Origin of the sequence: Streptomyces wedmorensis, from assembly GCF_000716445.1 — a bacterium.
GTDB classification, from domain to species: Bacteria; Actinomycetota; Actinomycetes; order Streptomycetales; family Streptomycetaceae; genus Streptomyces; species Streptomyces wedmorensis.
Map to the genome: position 1 here is coordinate 1 of NZ_JNWK01000068.1, position 14,157 is coordinate 14,157.

Sequence of the window (14,157 nt, forward strand, 5' to 3'; positions counted from 1 at the left end):
GCTGCGCGGCGACGGAGCCCCGCAGTGGAAGTCCGGCGCCGGCAACGTCTACGCCGACGAGGGCAACCACTGGGACGTGACCTTCTACAACTGCGGCGGTTGCTGACCTCCTCCCCGTCCGCCTGGTACACGTGTGCCAGGCCGGCAGCCTGCCCAGCCGACACGGCATTCCTGCTCGCCGTCGGACACACCTTTCGACGGCGGGCGGGCGCCGGCACCGGGGCGTCGGCGTGTCGCCGCATTCCCGCACCGAACACCCCGCGCCCCGGACCATCACGACCACTCACTCCAGCAGGAGGACCGTTGACCAGAGGACCCTCGCGCCGCGCCGCGCTCCTCGCGGCAGTCGGCAGTGCGCTCGCACTGCCCGCCATCGGCGCCGGAACCGCCCGTGCTTCCGGCCCCTCGCCGAAGAGCGACAAGAACCCCTTCGTGACCCACCCGCGCCAAAGCGGCGCGATCTACAGCTCCGCAGCCGCCCGCAACGCCCACGCCGAGCCCTTGAACGCCGCCGTCGAGTGCGCTGTGGGCCGAGGAGGCGGGAGCTGATGGCCACGTTCGTCACCCGCGCACAGTGGGGCGCCCGGGCGGCCCGGGAAGTCAGCGGCAACATCACCCCGGAGCAAGGCGGCGTGGTCGTCCACCACGTCGACGCCGTCAAGGTGGCGGAGTCCGACCACACCGACTGCGCGGCTCAGGTGCGGGGCATCCAGAACTTCCACATGGACACGAACGGTTGGTCCGACGTCGCCTACAGCCATCTGGCCTGCGTCCACGGCTTCCTCTTCGAGGGACGCGGCGAGAAGGTGCGCACCGCGGCCCAGGGCACCACACAGGGCAATGACGACTGGTACGCGGTCTGTGCGCTGACAGGGGGAACCAGCGGCGACTACGACGTGATCACACCGGGGCTGATCGACGCCATCCGGTACGGCATCACCCGCCTCCGCGTGTCGGGCGGCGCCGCGCCAGCCATCACGGGTCATCGCGACCACCATGCGACCGGCTGTCCGGGCGACCTGTACGCCCACGTCGTCAGTGGTGCGGTCAACCCCGGCGGCGGCCCTCTGCCCTACCCCGGCGTCAGCTTCCGCCAGCCCCCGAGCTTCGTGCACGCGAGCGTGGCGACCTGGCAGTTCCGCATGAACAGCGCCCACGGCTACTCCCTCACCGTGGACGGCCAGTACGGACAGGGCTCCGACGCGGCCTGCCGCAACTTCCAGTCACGCAAAGCGCTGACGGTGGACGGCGTCGTCGGGCCGGCCACCTGGAGCGCCGCGTTCGCCTGACCTCCCTCGTCAAATGTCAGGCCCACATCAGGAGGGATGTGGGCCTGACTGCTGCTTCGTGGCCCTGGACGCCCGTGAAACCGACGGACACCGGCCACTCGGGGTCGCCCACCACGTCCGCCTTCCCCTACGCCGCCCACGGTTCGAGGTCGGACTCCCGCCATGGCGGAGGAGGAGACGATCGGCAAGCAGTCTCGGCATGCCGACCGGCCAACGCCATCGCGATCAGGATGTCGATCGATCACGTAGCCCCCGCGCGGAGACCCGTCTGACCGCGGCGACGACCGTTCGGCAAGCTCCCAGGTCGGGTCCCGCCCAGTAACCCGATGGGGTGAATAGCCGTCAGGCAGCCATCCTCCATCACTTCTGACTTCGAAGCACACGTGCAGACCACAAGGGATGCGCGGCGCCCTGTTCTCGAGCGCCGACAGTCGAAGGAATGAGGAGTTGCCATGTCTCGTGCGTGGAAGAGTGCCGGCCTGACCCTGGTGACGGGCGCCGTCGTCGCCGGAGGAGCGTCGGTCGCGTCGGCCGACAGCTGGGCCGAGGGCGTGGCGGCCCACTCCCCCGGCGTGGGTTCCGGAAACCTGATCCAGGCCCCGGTCCACGTGCCAGTCAACGCGTGCGGCAACACGGTGACGGTGATCGGACTGCTCAACCCCTCGTTCGGAAACCTCTGCGTGAACCACTGAGGGGCATAGGGGTCGGCTGCCACTGAGCGGGGACCGTGGACGGATTCACACCGCTCGCGGTCCCTCTCGGCGAGCCGGGGGTCCGCCGCTCCGCCACCGTGGGCGCCGACCCGCGCTTCACCGGCGCCGGCGGTCTCTGGAGCTCCTCGGTCCAAGCGGCTGCCGAGGCCTTGGCCGGCGGGCGATCCCCTGACGGGCGGCGCACGCCCACCAGGCGATTCGGCCCGCTCCTCCTGGCCCTCTCGTGGTCCGGACTCCAGCGACTGTTCAGATTCCGTAATGGACGATACATTTACGGCCTGAAGTCCAGCATTCTGAAACAGAGACCGGACCGCGCGGCTCAGTCGGCTGTCCACAGCCCGCGGCGAGCTTCCGCCGGAGGAGGGAAACCCATGAGCCTCACTCTGGCCGATGAGATTCGTGGTCGGCTCGGAGAACTGAGCCCCGCGGAGCGGAAGGTCGCGCGGGTCCTGCTCGCGGGGTATCCCTCCGCGGTCTTCGAGACCGTCGCGACGATCGCGGAACGCGCCGGGGTTTCGGCGCCCACCGTGCTGAGGTGTGCCGCGCGCCTGGGGTACCGGGGCTTCCCCGATCTGCAGGCCGCCCTCCGTTCCGAGCTCGACGCGCGCAACGCCTCGCCGATCACCCTCTACACGGCCGCGGAAGACGCGGAGCAGGACGCGGCGACGTCCGCGGGGGGTTCCTCCGCGCCCTCTCTCGGGGAACGCGCGGGGCTCGTGCAGCAGGCGGTGTCTCGGACCTTCGAGGAGGTGGCGCCTCATGAGTTCGAGGACGCGGTGGGTCTCCTCGCCGACCCCAGGCGCAGGGTGCACCTCGCGGGCGGACGCTTCACGCACCTCCTGGCCGAGTACTTGGGCCTGCATCTGATGCAGTTCCGCGACCAGGTGAGCCTGGTGCCCCACAAGGACGTGGAGCGCACGTCGTTCCTCACGCAACTCGCGCGCCGGGACGTCACCGTGTTGTTCGACTACAGGCGCTACGAGACCGACAAGACCCTCATCGCGGAACTGGCACGGGAGCGGGGCGGCAAGGTCATCGTGTTCACCGACCCGTGGCTCTCCCCCGCCGCCGCCCACGCGGACGTCGTGCTCATCACCCAGGTCTCCTCCGACTCTCCGTACGACAGCCTGACGCCGTCGATGGCCATCGTCGAGTCCCTCGTCGCCGCCGTCCTCGATCGGATCGGCGGCGACGGCCACGAGCGGATGAAGGCCGCCGAGAGGGTCGCCCGTCGCACCGGCCTCCTGTGAGGCCGGGCCTCGGGGCCGACCCGTGCTGCCCACGGTGCGCAGGGAGGGTCAGTCGAGCGCCCCGTTCACGGTCGCCTTGGGAATCCCGATGTTCGGGACCTGGTACTTCATGAGGACCTTGCGGTAGGAGCCGTCGTCCATGAGGGACTGCAGGGCCGCCCGGATGGCTTCCTTGAGTCCGGGGCGGTCCTTCGACACGCCGATCCCCATGGGAGAGGCGCTGTACTCTCCGACGGCAGGGCGGCCGGTGACGGTGGAGAAGGTCTTGCCGTCGTCCGCCGTGGTGGCGACGTAGGCGGCCGTGACCTCGTCGAGGTAGTCGGCGATGACCTTTCCGCTGCGAAGGGCCAGTTGGGCCTCGGAGTCCTTCGAGAAGGCGAGGATCTCGATGGGCGCCAGGCCCTTCGCCTTGCAGAGCTCCTGACGCTGCTGGAGGAGCTTTTGGTGGTTGGTTCCGGTCTGAACCCCCACGGGCTTTCCGCACACATCGGTCACGACGGTGATGTGCTCGGGATTGCCCTTCCTGACCAGCCAGCCGGGGCCGGCGTTGAGGTAGTCGACGAAGTCCACGGACTTCTGCCTGGCCTTCTTGTCGGTCATGGCCGACATGACGGCGTCGAACTTACCGGCTTGGACGGCCGGCAGGATTCCGTCGAACTTCTGCGCTTCGAAGCGGAAGGTGACTCCGAGCCGGGCCCCGATCGCCTGGCCGAGGTCGTAGTCGATTCCGGTGATCCGGGTGCTCCCCTCCTCGGTGAACATCTCGAAGGGCGGGTAGGGGACGTCGGTGGCGACGCGGACGGTGCCGGAGGCACGGATGGCCTCGGGGAGCATCGCGTGGAGCTTGGGGTCCGGGCTGACGGTGAGGTCCGGGAGGACTGCGACGGGTCCTGCCGTCCGGGATCCGTCGCGGGCGGCCGGCGTATCGGACGGAGCCCCGCATCCGGAGGTGAGAATCGCCAGGGCGGCGACGGAGATGAGCGCGGTACGGGTACGCATGGTGAGGGAGCGGCCTTTCTCGGTGGTGACGGGAGGAGGGCGGCGCCCATCCGGTCCGGTGGGCGCGGCCGGGGCCGGCCGGATCGACGCGGCCGAGGGGATCGTGCGACGGGGCCCTGTACCGGGCGGTCTCCCCGACGTGTGGCCCGGTCGCATGCGGCCGGGCAGGGGAACGGCTGGGCAGGGGGGGCGGACGAGGCCTGCCCAGCCGTTCGGCTCACCGCTGGAGTGCGATGTCCACCTGCAGGGCGACGAGGGTCCGGGCGGTGGTGTCGTCGTCGGTGAAGGCGGCGAACCCTCGTGCCTTGGTGAGGGTGACCGTGAACCGCGGTCCGCTTTCGAAGGTCGTCGCCGTCGCGCTGTTCTGCGCCCGCGTCGAGGCGAGGGCCCGGGCGGTGGTCCGGAAGGAGTAGGGGCTGCCGTCCGGGTTCGAGGCGGAGTGGAAGACGTCGTCGTTGGCCGGCACGGGTGTCGTGTTGTCGGGGGTGAGGGGGTGCTTGACGGGGGCGATGCGCGGGGTCCAGGTGCGGGCGTCGTACCGGTCGCCGTCGGTGAGGTAGCTGTACCGGGCGCGGCGGAGGGTCCAGCCGTTCGCGGAGTCGTGGGCGCGGGCGTCGCGCAGGTCGAGGACGGCGACGCCGTTCGGGCCGAGGACGGTCATGTGCTCGCGGTCGGTGCCGGGTCGGTCGACGACCAGGGCCGTGTTCTCCTCCAGGGCGTAGACACGGTCGTGGCCGGTGTCGGCGGCGAGACGCAGGGCCCGGCCTTCGCGTCCGTAGGCGCTGGTGTGGGTGTCGACGAGGCCGGTCCGGAGGAAGCCGAAGCCTCCTCGGGGCAGGTACCCGAGGCGGGTCGGGTCGTCGAAGTAGCCGGGCGCGCTGCCGTCCCGCAGGGCTTCGTAGGATTCGCCGCCGCTGACCATGTCGGGGCCGGAGGCGATCTGGGCGCCGGCGGATGAGCCGGATATGACGGCGCCGTGGGCGAGTTTGGCACGGATGGCGGCGAGCACCTTGGAGTCCTTGTGCTCGTCGCCGCGGAGGAGGGTGGTGACGTAGCGGTACTGGTCTCCTCCTCCGAAGAAGAAGCCGGTCATGGACTCGACCTGGGCGACGACGGCGTCGGAGTCGGCGTTGGCCACATGGTCGATGTCGACGGGGATCCACTGCGCGTCGGCGGCTCCGTGCCTCTTGAACAGGTCGGCGTAGTAAGCGCCGTTGCAGGCGGAGTTGCTGCACAGGTCGGGGTCGCCGGCGTTCGGGTCCTGGCTCTGGGGCACGGAGGCGGCGGTGATGACGCCGATACGGGCCTGCGGGCCGCCGGCCCGCTTGATGATCTCCCCGTAGATCTGGGTGTTGCTCTCCTTGAGTGCCCCGCCGACCAGCACGAGGGAGCCCGTAGGGGTCCGGCCCTGTCGGGGTTCGGCGTGTGCGGCGGAAACGCCGGTGACGAGTGCGACGGCAAGGCTGCAGGCGAGGACGGTGCGGCGTGCGGGGCGGGGCGGGACGCGCATGGTGCCTCCGAGGTCGGGAGAGGGGGTGGTGGGACTCGTATGCCTGTCGGGCGGACCGAGCACGTGTCGGTCCGCCCGCTCGGCCGGCGCGGCGTGGAGGGAGACGGGGCGGCTCCGCAGCGCGCCGGCGTCGTTCAGGTGGTGCCGGCGTCGCCGAGGGAGGTGATCATGCCGGCGAGCATGGCGACACGGTGGGGCACGCTGGCGGTGTCGAGCCATTCCTGGGGAGTGTGGTCGGCGCCTCCGACGGGTCCCAGGCCGTCCAGGACGGGGACTCCGGTGCCGGCGATCAGATTGGCGTCTCCCACTCCGCCGGTCGCGGCGGCGCCCAGTGCGATGCCGGCCGCGCCGGCGGCCCGCTGGGCATGGACGAGCATCCGCCGGGAGGCTGCGGTGTCCTCCATGGGAGGGCAGAGGTCGAGCTGCTCGACCTCGACGGTGACGCCGGGGACGCCGGGGTGGTCAGCAGCCTCCTTGATGGCCCGGCGGACCCGTTCGATGTCGGCAGTCGTGGCGGCGCGGACTTCGATGCGAAGCTCCGCCTCGGGACAGACGATGTTGGCGCGGGTACCGGCCCGGACCACCCCGACGTTGACCGTCACGTCTCCCCAGTGCCCGTTGAGGGCTTGGAGCGCGACGGTGAGGTGGGCGGCGGCAAGGGCCGCATTCGCTCCCCGCTCGGGTTCGATCCCGGCGTGGGCCGCCCGTCCGGTGACAGTGAGGCGGAAGTCGGCGACTCCCTTGCGGGCGATGACGAGGTCGCCGTTCTCCCTGGCGCATTCGAGGCCGAGACCGTAGTGCATTCCCCTTGCCGTGTCCTCGATGAGCGCCCGGCTCGCGGGGGAGCCGATCTCCTCGTCGGGGGTGGCGAGGAAGACCAGTTCGTCGTAGGCGTCGACGCCGGACTCGCCGAGTATCTCCAGGGCGGTGAGACCCGCGAGCAGTCCTCCCTTGTCGTCGCTGACGCCGGGTCCGTATGCCACGGATCCGTCGACGCGGAAGGGGCGGGCCGTGGCAGTGCCGTCCTCGAAGACGGTGTCCATGTGGGCGGCGAGGAGAATCCTGCGGCCGCCTGCCGCCTCGGAGAGTCCGCCTCGCCTGCGGCCGATGAGCGCGTCACCGGTCCGGTGGCCGTCGGGTGCGGTCGGGAAGCGCACGCGCTGGACGTCGAAGCCGATCCGTTCGAGTCTGCGCTCGATCCAGTCGGCGACGCGGTTGACGCCGTCGGCGCTGTAGGAGCCCGAGTCGATGGAGACGAGTTGCTCGAGGTCGTGCAGGAAGCGGGGCCGGAGTGCCTGGGCCAGGTCGAGGAAGTGGTCGAGCTTCTCCTGCCGGCCGGCGGGGGCGCTCACAGGACCTTGGACAGGAAGGCGCGGGTGCGCTCCTGCTCCGGGTCGACGAGTACCCGCCGGGGGTCGCCGGCCTCGACGACGACTCCCTCGTCCATGAAGACGGCGGTGTCGCCGACTTCTCGGGCGAAGCCGATCTCGTGGGTGACGACGACCATGGTCATGCCGTCGGCGGCGAGCTGCCGCATGACGTCCAGGACGTCACCGACGAGCTCGGGGTCGAGGGCCGAGGTCGGCTCGTCGAAGAGCATCAGCTTGGGCTTCATGGCGAGGGCGCGGGCGATGGCCACGCGCTGCTGCTGTCCGCCGGACAGTTGGGCCGGGTAGTGCCCGGCGCGGTCGCCGAGCCCGACCTGCTCCAGGAGGGCGTGGGCCTGCTCGCGGGCCTCGGCGCGGGAGACGCCGGCGACCTTGACCGGGGCCTCCATGACGTTCTCGACGGCGGTCATGTGCGGGAAGAGGTTGAAGCGCTGGAAGACCATGCCGATGTCCCGGCGGCGGTCCGCGACCTCGCGCTCGCGCAGCTCGTGGAGCCTGTCGCCGTGCTGGCGGTAGCCGACGAGTTCGCCGTCGACGGTGAGCTTGCCGCCGTCGACCTTCTCCAGGTGGTTGATGCAGCGGAGGAAGGTCGACTTTCCCGATCCGGAGGGGCCGAGCAGGCAGCAGACCTGGCCGCGTTCGACCGTCAGGTCGATCCCCTGGAGGACCTCCAGCCTTCCGAAGTGTTTGCGGACGCCTTCGGCACGCACCATGGGAGTGCTCATCGGCTCTGCTCCTTGCTGTTCTTGCCGAGCCGCTCCACGGTCCCGCCGAGCAGACGACGGAAGGGCGAGACGTGACCGGCACGCGTGGTGCCGCGTCCGTAGTGCCGTTCCAGCCAGGCCTGGGGCACGCCGAGGAGGGTGACGAGGGCCAGGTACCAGATGCTGGCGACGACCAGCATGGGGATGACCTGGTAGTTCTGGGCGTACACGTCCTGGATGTTCGACATCAGGTCGTGGGCGGAGATGACCGACACCAGGGCGGTCATCTTCAGCATGTTGATGGTCTCGTTGCCCATGGGCGGGATGATCACGCGCATGGCCTGGGGCAGTACGATCCGGCGCATGGTGAGCGCGGGACGCATACCGAGCGAGTGCGCTGCCTCGGCCTGGCCGGGGTCGACGGACTGAATGCCGGCACGGACGATCTCGGAGGCGTACGCGGCCTCGTTGAGGCCGAGGGCGAGCAGGGCGGCGATCGCCGGTGTCAGCAGCGCGTTCGTCTCGGCCTGGAAGAACGTGATGTCGGTGAAGGGGACGCCGATCTTCACGTACTTGTAGAGGGCGGCGGCGTAGCCCCAGAAGATGATCTGGACGAGCAGCGGGGTGCCGCGGAAGACCCAGACGAAGGCGTTGGCGAGACCGTACAGCACCGGGCTGGACGAGAGCCGCATGACGGCGATCAGCGTGCCGAGCCCCAAGCCGAGGAGCATCGCGGCGGCGGTCAGCCAGAGCGTGGTGGCCAGGCCGTCGAAGATGAGGTCGGCGAAGAGGTAGTCGCCGACGATGTCCCAGCGCAGGTTGTCGTTCTTGGCGAGGGAGCCGACCAGACCGACGAGCGCCATCAGGGAGGCGATCGCCGCGACCCAGCGTCCGTAGTTGCGGACGGGGACGACTTCGAGTTCCTGCGCGCGCGTGGTGGTCGCGGACGGGCTCTTGGTGTCGATCATCTTCAGTCAACCGCCGCGTTCTTGGTGGCCTTGGGTATGGCGATCGACGCGACGCCGTACTTGTTGTAGATGTGGACGAGGTCGCCGTCGTCGATGAGGGCCTGGAGCGCCTTGAGGATCGCGTCCGTCAGCTCGGGGAGCTGCTTGCTGACGGCGATGCCGTTCGGCGAGGCGTTGTAACCCCCCGGGGCGGCGGGGTCCTCGGCGAGGTCGAAGGCCTTGCCGCCGTCCGCGGTCTTGGCCACCCACCCGGCGGCGGGCTTGGTCAGGACCTGGGCGATCACCTTGCCGGACCGCAGGGCGAGCTGGGCGTCGGAGTCCTTGGGGAAGGTCTGGATGTCGATCTTCCCCTTGCCCGCGGTGGAGCAGGCGGCCTGGTGGGACTTCAGGAGGTCGAGCTGGTTGGTCGCCGTCTGGACGGCGACCTTCTGCCCGCAGAGGTCGTCCAGGGTGGTCACCTTCGACGGGTTGCCCTCGGCGACCAGGATGCCGGAGCCGGACTGGGAGTAGTCGACGAAGTCGACGACCTTCTGCCGCTCCTTGTTGTCGGTGATGGCCGACAACGCGACGTCGAACTTGCCGGCCTGGATGGCGGGGACGATGCCGTCGAACTTCTGCGGCGTGAAGGTGAACCTCACCCCGAGCTTCGCTCCCAGGGCCTGGCCCAGGTCGTAGTCCAGCCCCGTCAGGGTGGGCTCGCCCTCCTTCACGAACATCTCGAACGGCGGGTACGGGACGTCGGTCGCGACGCGGACCTCACCCGCCTTCTTGATCTTCTCCGGGAGGAGATCGTGGAGCTTCTGGTCCTTGACGATCTCCGCGCCGGCGATGACGACCTTGCCGGGCGGGGCGGCGGCGTCCTCACCGCCGCAGGCGGTCAGGGACACGAGCACGGCGGCCGCGAGAGCGGCGGCCGCGGCGGGGCGTGCGATACGAGCGTTCATCGCGTGGAACCTCTCGGTGGTTTCCTGCCGACGGATTCTGGCCGTCAGGCACAGCGGAGAAATTACAGATCAACTCCTTTGCTGGCTAGATGTAAACCTCATTACGTTCACGTAACGCGCCTCCAGCTGGGGCGGTATGGGCAAAATGACTGTTTTGACGCCGAAATTTTCCCGCGAACAGGCAAACGAAGGTCGAAGTTGCCTTACATCTTCCGCTTCATTTCCATTACTTGTATGTTCCGCAACCAACGCCCTTGGACCGTGTGGGGCCACGGCGGACCGGATCGATTCCCCTCGCTTGGAGCGCAGATGCCACTCCGCTCACTCAGGTTCACTTCGACTGCGGTCGGACTCGCCGCGATCGCGACAGCGCTGGTGGTGCATCAGCCGGCGCACGCGGCGGCCGACAGGATCCGGCTCGGCAACACGGCCGATGCCGCCCGTGCGTCGTGGAACGGCCCGGCGTTCACGATGAACGGCGCCGGCGGTATCGTCGCCGACATCGGGAAGCAAGACTCCCGAGTGCGACGCCGTCACCGGGCTGGCCGGGGTCAACTCGTGTACGACGTGGACGCTCACGGCGGCGAACGACGGCAACAACAGCCAGGTCAACACCGATGTCCGCAACGCCGAGTTCGTCTACTTCGCGGGCGGCGACCAGTGCCGCTACGCCGCCTGGAAGGGAACGGCCCTGGAGGCCTCCGTGGAGTCGGTGGTGGCCAAGGGCGGAGGCTCCGGCGGGGGCAGCGCGGGCCATCACATCAACAGCCCGATCGTCTACGACGCGTGCAACGGCAGCGTCACCAGCGCAGAAGCCCTCGCCAACCCCTACGACCGATACATCAGCTTCACCACCGGCATGTTCGAGTGGGCCGACTACGGCGCGGTCGTCAACGACTCGCACTTCGTCACGCGCGACCGCATGGGTCGCACGATGTCGTTCCTCGCCCGTGCGGTGAAGGACGGTCTCGCCCCGGGCGGCGCCGCCTGGGGCGTCGGGGTGGAGGAGGGCGGCGGGTCGCTGTTCCTCGACCGCAACGGCACGGCGACCCAGTACGGCAAGGACGCGTACGTCGTCCTCGCCGACCACCAGCCGGAACAGGCCGTCGACAGGAAGCCGCTGACCTACTCGAACTTCAAGATCTGGCGCCTGACGCCCGGCTCGACCTTCGACTTCAAGAACCGCCCCACCTGCGGCTACTACCTCCGCAGCGTCACCAACGGCGTCGTCTACCCCAACCTCTACAACGGCACCCCGGTGACCGACTGCGGCAGCCAGGGCGGTGGTGCCACCGCTGCCGAGAGCGAGCCGAACGACACCCGCGACACGGCTGACGACGCCACCGCGCTGACGTCCCCGGCACCGCGACCGGGAACATGAAGTCGACCGGCGACCGGGACTACTTCACCCTGAACCTCTCCTCGGGCCGGACCGTCTCCGTGAACTGCGCCGTCCCCTCCGCCTACGACGCCGACCTGTACTGGCTCGACGCCAACGGCAGCACCCTGACCCGCTCCGTCAACGACGGAGCCGGCACCGACGAGTCCCTCTCCTTCACCAGAACCGGATCCGGCACAGGCACCTACTACCTCGACCTGGAGGCGTACAGCGGCTCCGGAACCGCCGCTTACAACTGCACCGTGACCAAGAGCTGACCGGTTCCCCCGCACCCCGTGGCCAGACCCGCATGTGGTCCGGCCACGGGTTTCCCGAACCGAGGACGCCCTCCGACCGCTTCGCGCGTGCGGCCGCAGTCTCAGACAGGCCGAACGAGCCGCTGCGGGTCGAGCAGCTCGGCTAGCCGCTCTTCGGGGAGCAGCCCGTCGCGGGCCGCGAGTTCCCGGACGGGCACACCCGTCTCCTGACACCGGCGGGCCAGAGCCGTGGCCTGCTGGTAGCCGATCACCGGGTTGAGAGCGGTGGCAAGTCCGGAACTGCCCTCCACGAGAAGCCGCAGGCGCTCCTCGTCCGCCTGGACGCCGGCCACACAGCGTTCGGCGAGGAGAGCGCACGCGGCGCTCAACCGATTGGCCGAGTTGAGCAGATGATGAACGATCAGGGGTTCGAAGGCATTCAGCTGGAGCTGCCCGGCCTGGGCCGCCGCGCACACCGCGGCGTCCGCCCCCATCACGTCGAAGCAGACCTGGTTGACCGCCTCGGGCATGACGGGGTTGACCTTGCCCGGCATGATGCTGGACCCGGCCTGCAACTCCGGCAGCCTGATCTCGCCCAGACCGGCCCGAGGGCCCGAAGCCAGGAGCCGGAGGTCGTTGCAGATCTTGGAGAGGCGGAGGGCGAACTGCCTCAGGGCACCGGAGAGCCGGATGAAGCCCCCGACCCCCTGCGTGCTCTCCACCAGGTCATGGGCGGCCCGGACCGGCGCCGCCGAGACGACGGCGAGGTGCCCGATGGCCAGGCGGGCGAACCCGGCGTCGGCGTTGAGACCGGTACCGATGGCCGTCCCTCCCAGGTTGACGTCCAGGAGACCATCCGCCGCGAGGCCGATGAGCTCGGCATCGTCGCGCACGGTGAGTGCGAACGCGTCGAACTCCCGGCCCAACGTCATGGGCACGGCGTCCTGCAACTGGGTGCGGCCGAGCTTGACGGTCTTGGCGAACGCCCCGCCTCGCTCGGCGAAGGCGTTACGCAACAGCGTCATGGCATCCAGCAGTCGTCCCGCAGCCGCATACAGGGCGAGCTTGGCCGCCGTGGGGTAGACGTCGTTGGTGCTCTGCGACCGGTTCACATCGTCGTTGGGGTGCAGGTGCTCGTATTCGCCGCGCCCGTGTCCCATGAGTTCCAGTGCCCGGTTGGCGATGACCTCGTTGGCGTTCATGTTCGCCGAGGTACCCGCACCGCCCTGAAGGACGTCCACGACGAACTGGTCGTGGAGGCGGCCCTCTCGGATCTCCCGGCACGCACGCACGATGGCCCGCCCCCGCTCCTCGGGAAGCGTCCCGAGGTCCAGGTGCGCCGACGCCGCCGCCGCCTTCACGTCGGCGAGAGCGACGACGAGCTCGGGATGCGACGAGAACGGTATCCCTGTGAGCGGGAAGTTCTCCAGTGCCCGGAGGGTGTGGATGCCCCAGTACACCTCGGCATCCACCTCCCGGGCACCGATCAGGTCATGCTCCTCGCGCTGCATACCGACCCCTTCACCTTGGCGAGCTGCTCTTCCTATCGACAAGTATCAGGTATTACAGATATGCACTTCAATGGTCGTTCGAAATTTTTATTACCGATCCGGCGGGGCTCGGGCCGCTCGCGCACCTCCGGCACGAGGAACGGCAAGTCCGCCACGCCGGGCAGCGACAGCCCGGACCGGCCCCCTCGGGCACTCGACGTCGCACGAGACCTCGCCGAGCGGCTTACGGCAGGTCGGCGTGTTCTGCTGCACCAGGTCCCGTGCAGCCGTTCGGCGCGTGAGCCCGTCAGCGGACCCGCCAACCCCCGCCCCGGTCACCGGCGAGCAGCGAGCCCCCGGCGGCAGCCCACCGGCCGCCTCCGCCCGTGAGCTTCGGCGCTGCAGGCACTCAGGTCGCCCAGGGCGCAAGCATGTCCTTCATCGCGTCCGCCATGGCGAATTGCAGCAACGGCCCGTAAGTGATCCGGCCGACGCCGAGACGGCGGAAGTGCTCGAGGTCGTGCTTGACGGGGTGGGCCGTGGTGTTCACCGGAATGGCGACAGCGCCGATCACAGTCGCGAGCAGGGCGTCGTTGTCCTGAATGCTCACCGGGTAGACGCTGTCGGCTCCCGCCTGCTCCATGGCCCGCAGCCTCTCGATCGCCTCGTCCAGCACGGCGGAGGCATCGTCGGCGTTCTGGAACACGTCGGTACGCCCGTTGACCCATACCGGGATTCCGGCGTCGTCGGCCGCCGAGCGGAGACCGGCGATGAAGTCGGCATGCTCCCGCGTGCCGCGCATGCGCCCACCCTCCGAGTGAACCGTGTCCTCGAGGTTGAGACCGACGCCACCGGCCTCGACGAGTCCGGCGATCAGATCTGCGGGCTGCTGTCCGTAACCCGCCTCCAGGTCCACCGACACGGGAACGTCGACCGAGACGGTGATCCTCCGGACAGCGTCGAGCACTTCTCCGAAAGTCTGCCCCTCATGGTCGTCAGCCCCGCGGGAGTCGGCGAGCGGATGGCTGCCGACGGTCAGCGCCGGAAACCCGGCGGCGACCGCCGTCCGCGCGGACCAGACATCCCAGACGGTGGGTAGCACGAGCGGCTTGTGGTCAGCGTGCATCTGCTTGAGGCGTTGAGCGCGCTCAACGGTCGTACGGAAGTCCATATCCGGACGCTACCCCCGCTTCGACACAAAACAGCACTGACAGGGCGCCGCCTCATCCGGGGAATTGCGGCACGCCTCCTCGCGGGAGGTCCGCCC

General features: G+C 69.5%; 14 protein-coding genes. 6 read left to right on the forward strand and 8 right to left on the reverse strand.

Annotation, left to right across the window (positions count from 1 at the left end):
* Window positions 1-303: 303 nt before the first annotated feature.
* From OO54_RS35275 to OO54_RS35290, 4 genes are all read left to right on the forward strand, one after another.
* Entirely contained in the window at window positions 304-549 is a 246-nt protein-coding gene (locus OO54_RS35275) for a hypothetical protein (protein WP_033210858.1), read from the forward strand.
* The gene (locus tag OO54_RS35280) at window positions 549-1,289 is read left to right on the forward strand and encodes a peptidoglycan recognition protein family protein (RefSeq protein WP_033210861.1); all 741 of its coding nucleotides are present in this window, start codon (window positions 549-551) and stop codon (window positions 1,287-1,289) included. Before OO54_RS35275 ends, OO54_RS35280 begins: the two co-directional genes overlap by 1 nt.
* A 452-nt stretch (window positions 1,290-1,741) precedes the next feature.
* The gene (locus OO54_RS35285; protein ID WP_033210864.1) at window positions 1,742-1,981 is read left to right on the forward strand and encodes a chaplin; all 240 of its coding nucleotides are present in this window, start codon (window positions 1,742-1,744) and stop codon (window positions 1,979-1,981) included.
* 392 nt (window positions 1,982-2,373) lie between these two features.
* Window positions 2,374-3,252 carry a MurR/RpiR family transcriptional regulator gene (locus OO54_RS35290; RefSeq protein WP_033210867.1) on the forward strand — a complete coding sequence of 293 codons (879 nt, stop codon included), beginning with the start codon at window positions 2,374-2,376 and terminating at the stop codon, window positions 3,250-3,252.
* A 48-nt stretch (window positions 3,253-3,300) separates the two neighbouring features.
* Here OO54_RS35290 and OO54_RS35295 read toward each other — a convergent pair whose 3' ends face one another.
* The 6 genes from OO54_RS35295 to OO54_RS35320 all read right to left on the reverse strand — a co-directional run bounded on the left by OO54_RS35295 (window position 3,301) and on the right by OO54_RS35320 (window position 9,765).
* Window positions 3,301-4,251 (reverse strand): ABC transporter substrate-binding protein, encoded by a 951-nt coding sequence (locus OO54_RS35295; RefSeq protein ID WP_033210870.1) that lies wholly within the window; start codon window positions 4,249-4,251, stop codon window positions 3,301-3,303.
* Window positions 4,252-4,468: 217 nt separating this feature from the next.
* Window positions 4,469-5,761 (reverse strand): cyanophycinase, encoded by a 1,293-nt coding sequence (locus OO54_RS35300; protein WP_033210873.1) that lies wholly within the window; start codon window positions 5,759-5,761, stop codon window positions 4,469-4,471.
* Window positions 5,762-5,895: 134 nt separating this feature from the next.
* Window positions 5,896-7,113 (reverse strand): M20/M25/M40 family metallo-hydrolase, encoded by a 1,218-nt coding sequence (locus OO54_RS35305; protein WP_033210875.1) that lies wholly within the window; start codon window positions 7,111-7,113, stop codon window positions 5,896-5,898.
* Window positions 7,110-7,874 carry an amino acid ABC transporter ATP-binding protein gene (locus tag OO54_RS35310; RefSeq protein WP_399524581.1) on the reverse strand — a complete coding sequence of 255 codons (765 nt, stop codon included), beginning with the start codon at window positions 7,872-7,874 and terminating at the stop codon, window positions 7,110-7,112. Before OO54_RS35310 ends, OO54_RS35305 begins: the two co-directional genes overlap by 4 nt.
* Window positions 7,871-8,821 (reverse strand): amino acid ABC transporter permease, encoded by a 951-nt coding sequence (locus tag OO54_RS35315; protein WP_033210878.1) that lies wholly within the window; start codon window positions 8,819-8,821, stop codon window positions 7,871-7,873. Before OO54_RS35315 ends, OO54_RS35310 begins: the two co-directional genes overlap by 4 nt.
* A 2-nt stretch (window positions 8,822-8,823) precedes the next feature.
* Window positions 8,824-9,765, reverse strand: coding sequence for an ABC transporter substrate-binding protein (locus OO54_RS35320; RefSeq protein WP_051787561.1), 942 nt, complete (start codon window positions 9,763-9,765; stop codon window positions 8,824-8,826).
* Between the two features lie 703 nt (window positions 9,766-10,468).
* Between OO54_RS35320 and OO54_RS46900 the strand changes: the two genes are divergently transcribed.
* Together OO54_RS46900 and OO54_RS46905 are read left to right on the forward strand one after the other, a co-directional pair.
* Complete coding sequence (locus OO54_RS46900; protein WP_051787563.1) at window positions 10,469-11,146, forward strand: hypothetical protein; 678 nt, start codon at window positions 10,469-10,471, stop codon at window positions 11,144-11,146.
* Window positions 11,143-11,421 carry a pre-peptidase C-terminal domain-containing protein gene (locus OO54_RS46905; protein WP_033210879.1) on the forward strand — a complete coding sequence of 93 codons (279 nt, stop codon included), beginning with the start codon at window positions 11,143-11,145 and terminating at the stop codon, window positions 11,419-11,421. Before OO54_RS46900 ends, OO54_RS46905 begins: the two co-directional genes overlap by 4 nt.
* 101 nt (window positions 11,422-11,522) lie before the next feature.
* Here the strand turns inward: OO54_RS46905 and OO54_RS35335 are convergent, their stop codons facing one another.
* Both OO54_RS35335 and OO54_RS35340 read right to left on the reverse strand, forming a co-directional pair.
* The gene (locus OO54_RS35335; protein WP_033210882.1) at window positions 11,523-12,911 is read right to left on the reverse strand and encodes an aspartate ammonia-lyase; all 1,389 of its coding nucleotides are present in this window, start codon (window positions 12,909-12,911) and stop codon (window positions 11,523-11,525) included.
* A gap of 388 nt (window positions 12,912-13,299) precedes the next feature.
* Window positions 13,300-14,061 carry an isocitrate lyase/PEP mutase family protein gene (locus tag OO54_RS35340; RefSeq protein ID WP_033210885.1) on the reverse strand — a complete coding sequence of 254 codons (762 nt, stop codon included), beginning with the start codon at window positions 14,059-14,061 and terminating at the stop codon, window positions 13,300-13,302.
* Window positions 14,062-14,157 lie beyond the last annotated feature (96 nt).

Bases quoted from the DNA above. Each gene is read 5' to 3' on its own strand.
- OO54_RS35280 (WP_033210861.1), top strand. From the start codon at position 549: ATGGCCACGTTCGTCACCCGCGCACAGTGGGGCGCCCGGGCGGCCCGG.
- OO54_RS35285 (WP_033210864.1), top strand. From the start codon at position 1,742: ATGTCTCGTGCGTGGAAGAGTGCCGGCCTGACCCTGGTGACGGGCGCC.
- OO54_RS35290 (WP_033210867.1), top strand. From the start codon at position 2,374: ATGAGCCTCACTCTGGCCGATGAGATTCGTGGTCGGCTCGGAGAACTG.
- OO54_RS35295 (WP_033210870.1), bottom strand. From the start codon at position 4,251: ATGCGTACCCGTACCGCGCTCATCTCCGTCGCCGCCCTGGCGATTCTC.
- OO54_RS35300 (WP_033210873.1), bottom strand. From the start codon at position 5,761: ATGCGCGTCCCGCCCCGCCCCGCACGCCGCACCGTCCTCGCCTGCAGC.
- OO54_RS35310 (WP_399524581.1), bottom strand. From the start codon at position 7,874: ATGAGCACTCCCATGGTGCGTGCCGAAGGCGTCCGCAAACACTTCGGA.
- OO54_RS35315 (WP_033210878.1), bottom strand. From the start codon at position 8,821: ATGATCGACACCAAGAGCCCGTCCGCGACCACCACGCGCGCGCAGGAA.
- OO54_RS35320 (WP_051787561.1), bottom strand. From the start codon at position 9,765: ATGAACGCTCGTATCGCACGCCCCGCCGCGGCCGCCGCTCTCGCGGCC.
- OO54_RS46905 (WP_033210879.1), top strand. From the start codon at position 11,143: ATGAAGTCGACCGGCGACCGGGACTACTTCACCCTGAACCTCTCCTCG.
- OO54_RS35335 (WP_033210882.1), bottom strand. From the start codon at position 12,911: ATGCAGCGCGAGGAGCATGACCTGATCGGTGCCCGGGAGGTGGATGCC.
- OO54_RS35340 (WP_033210885.1), bottom strand. From the start codon at position 14,061: ATGGACTTCCGTACGACCGTTGAGCGCGCTCAACGCCTCAAGCAGATG.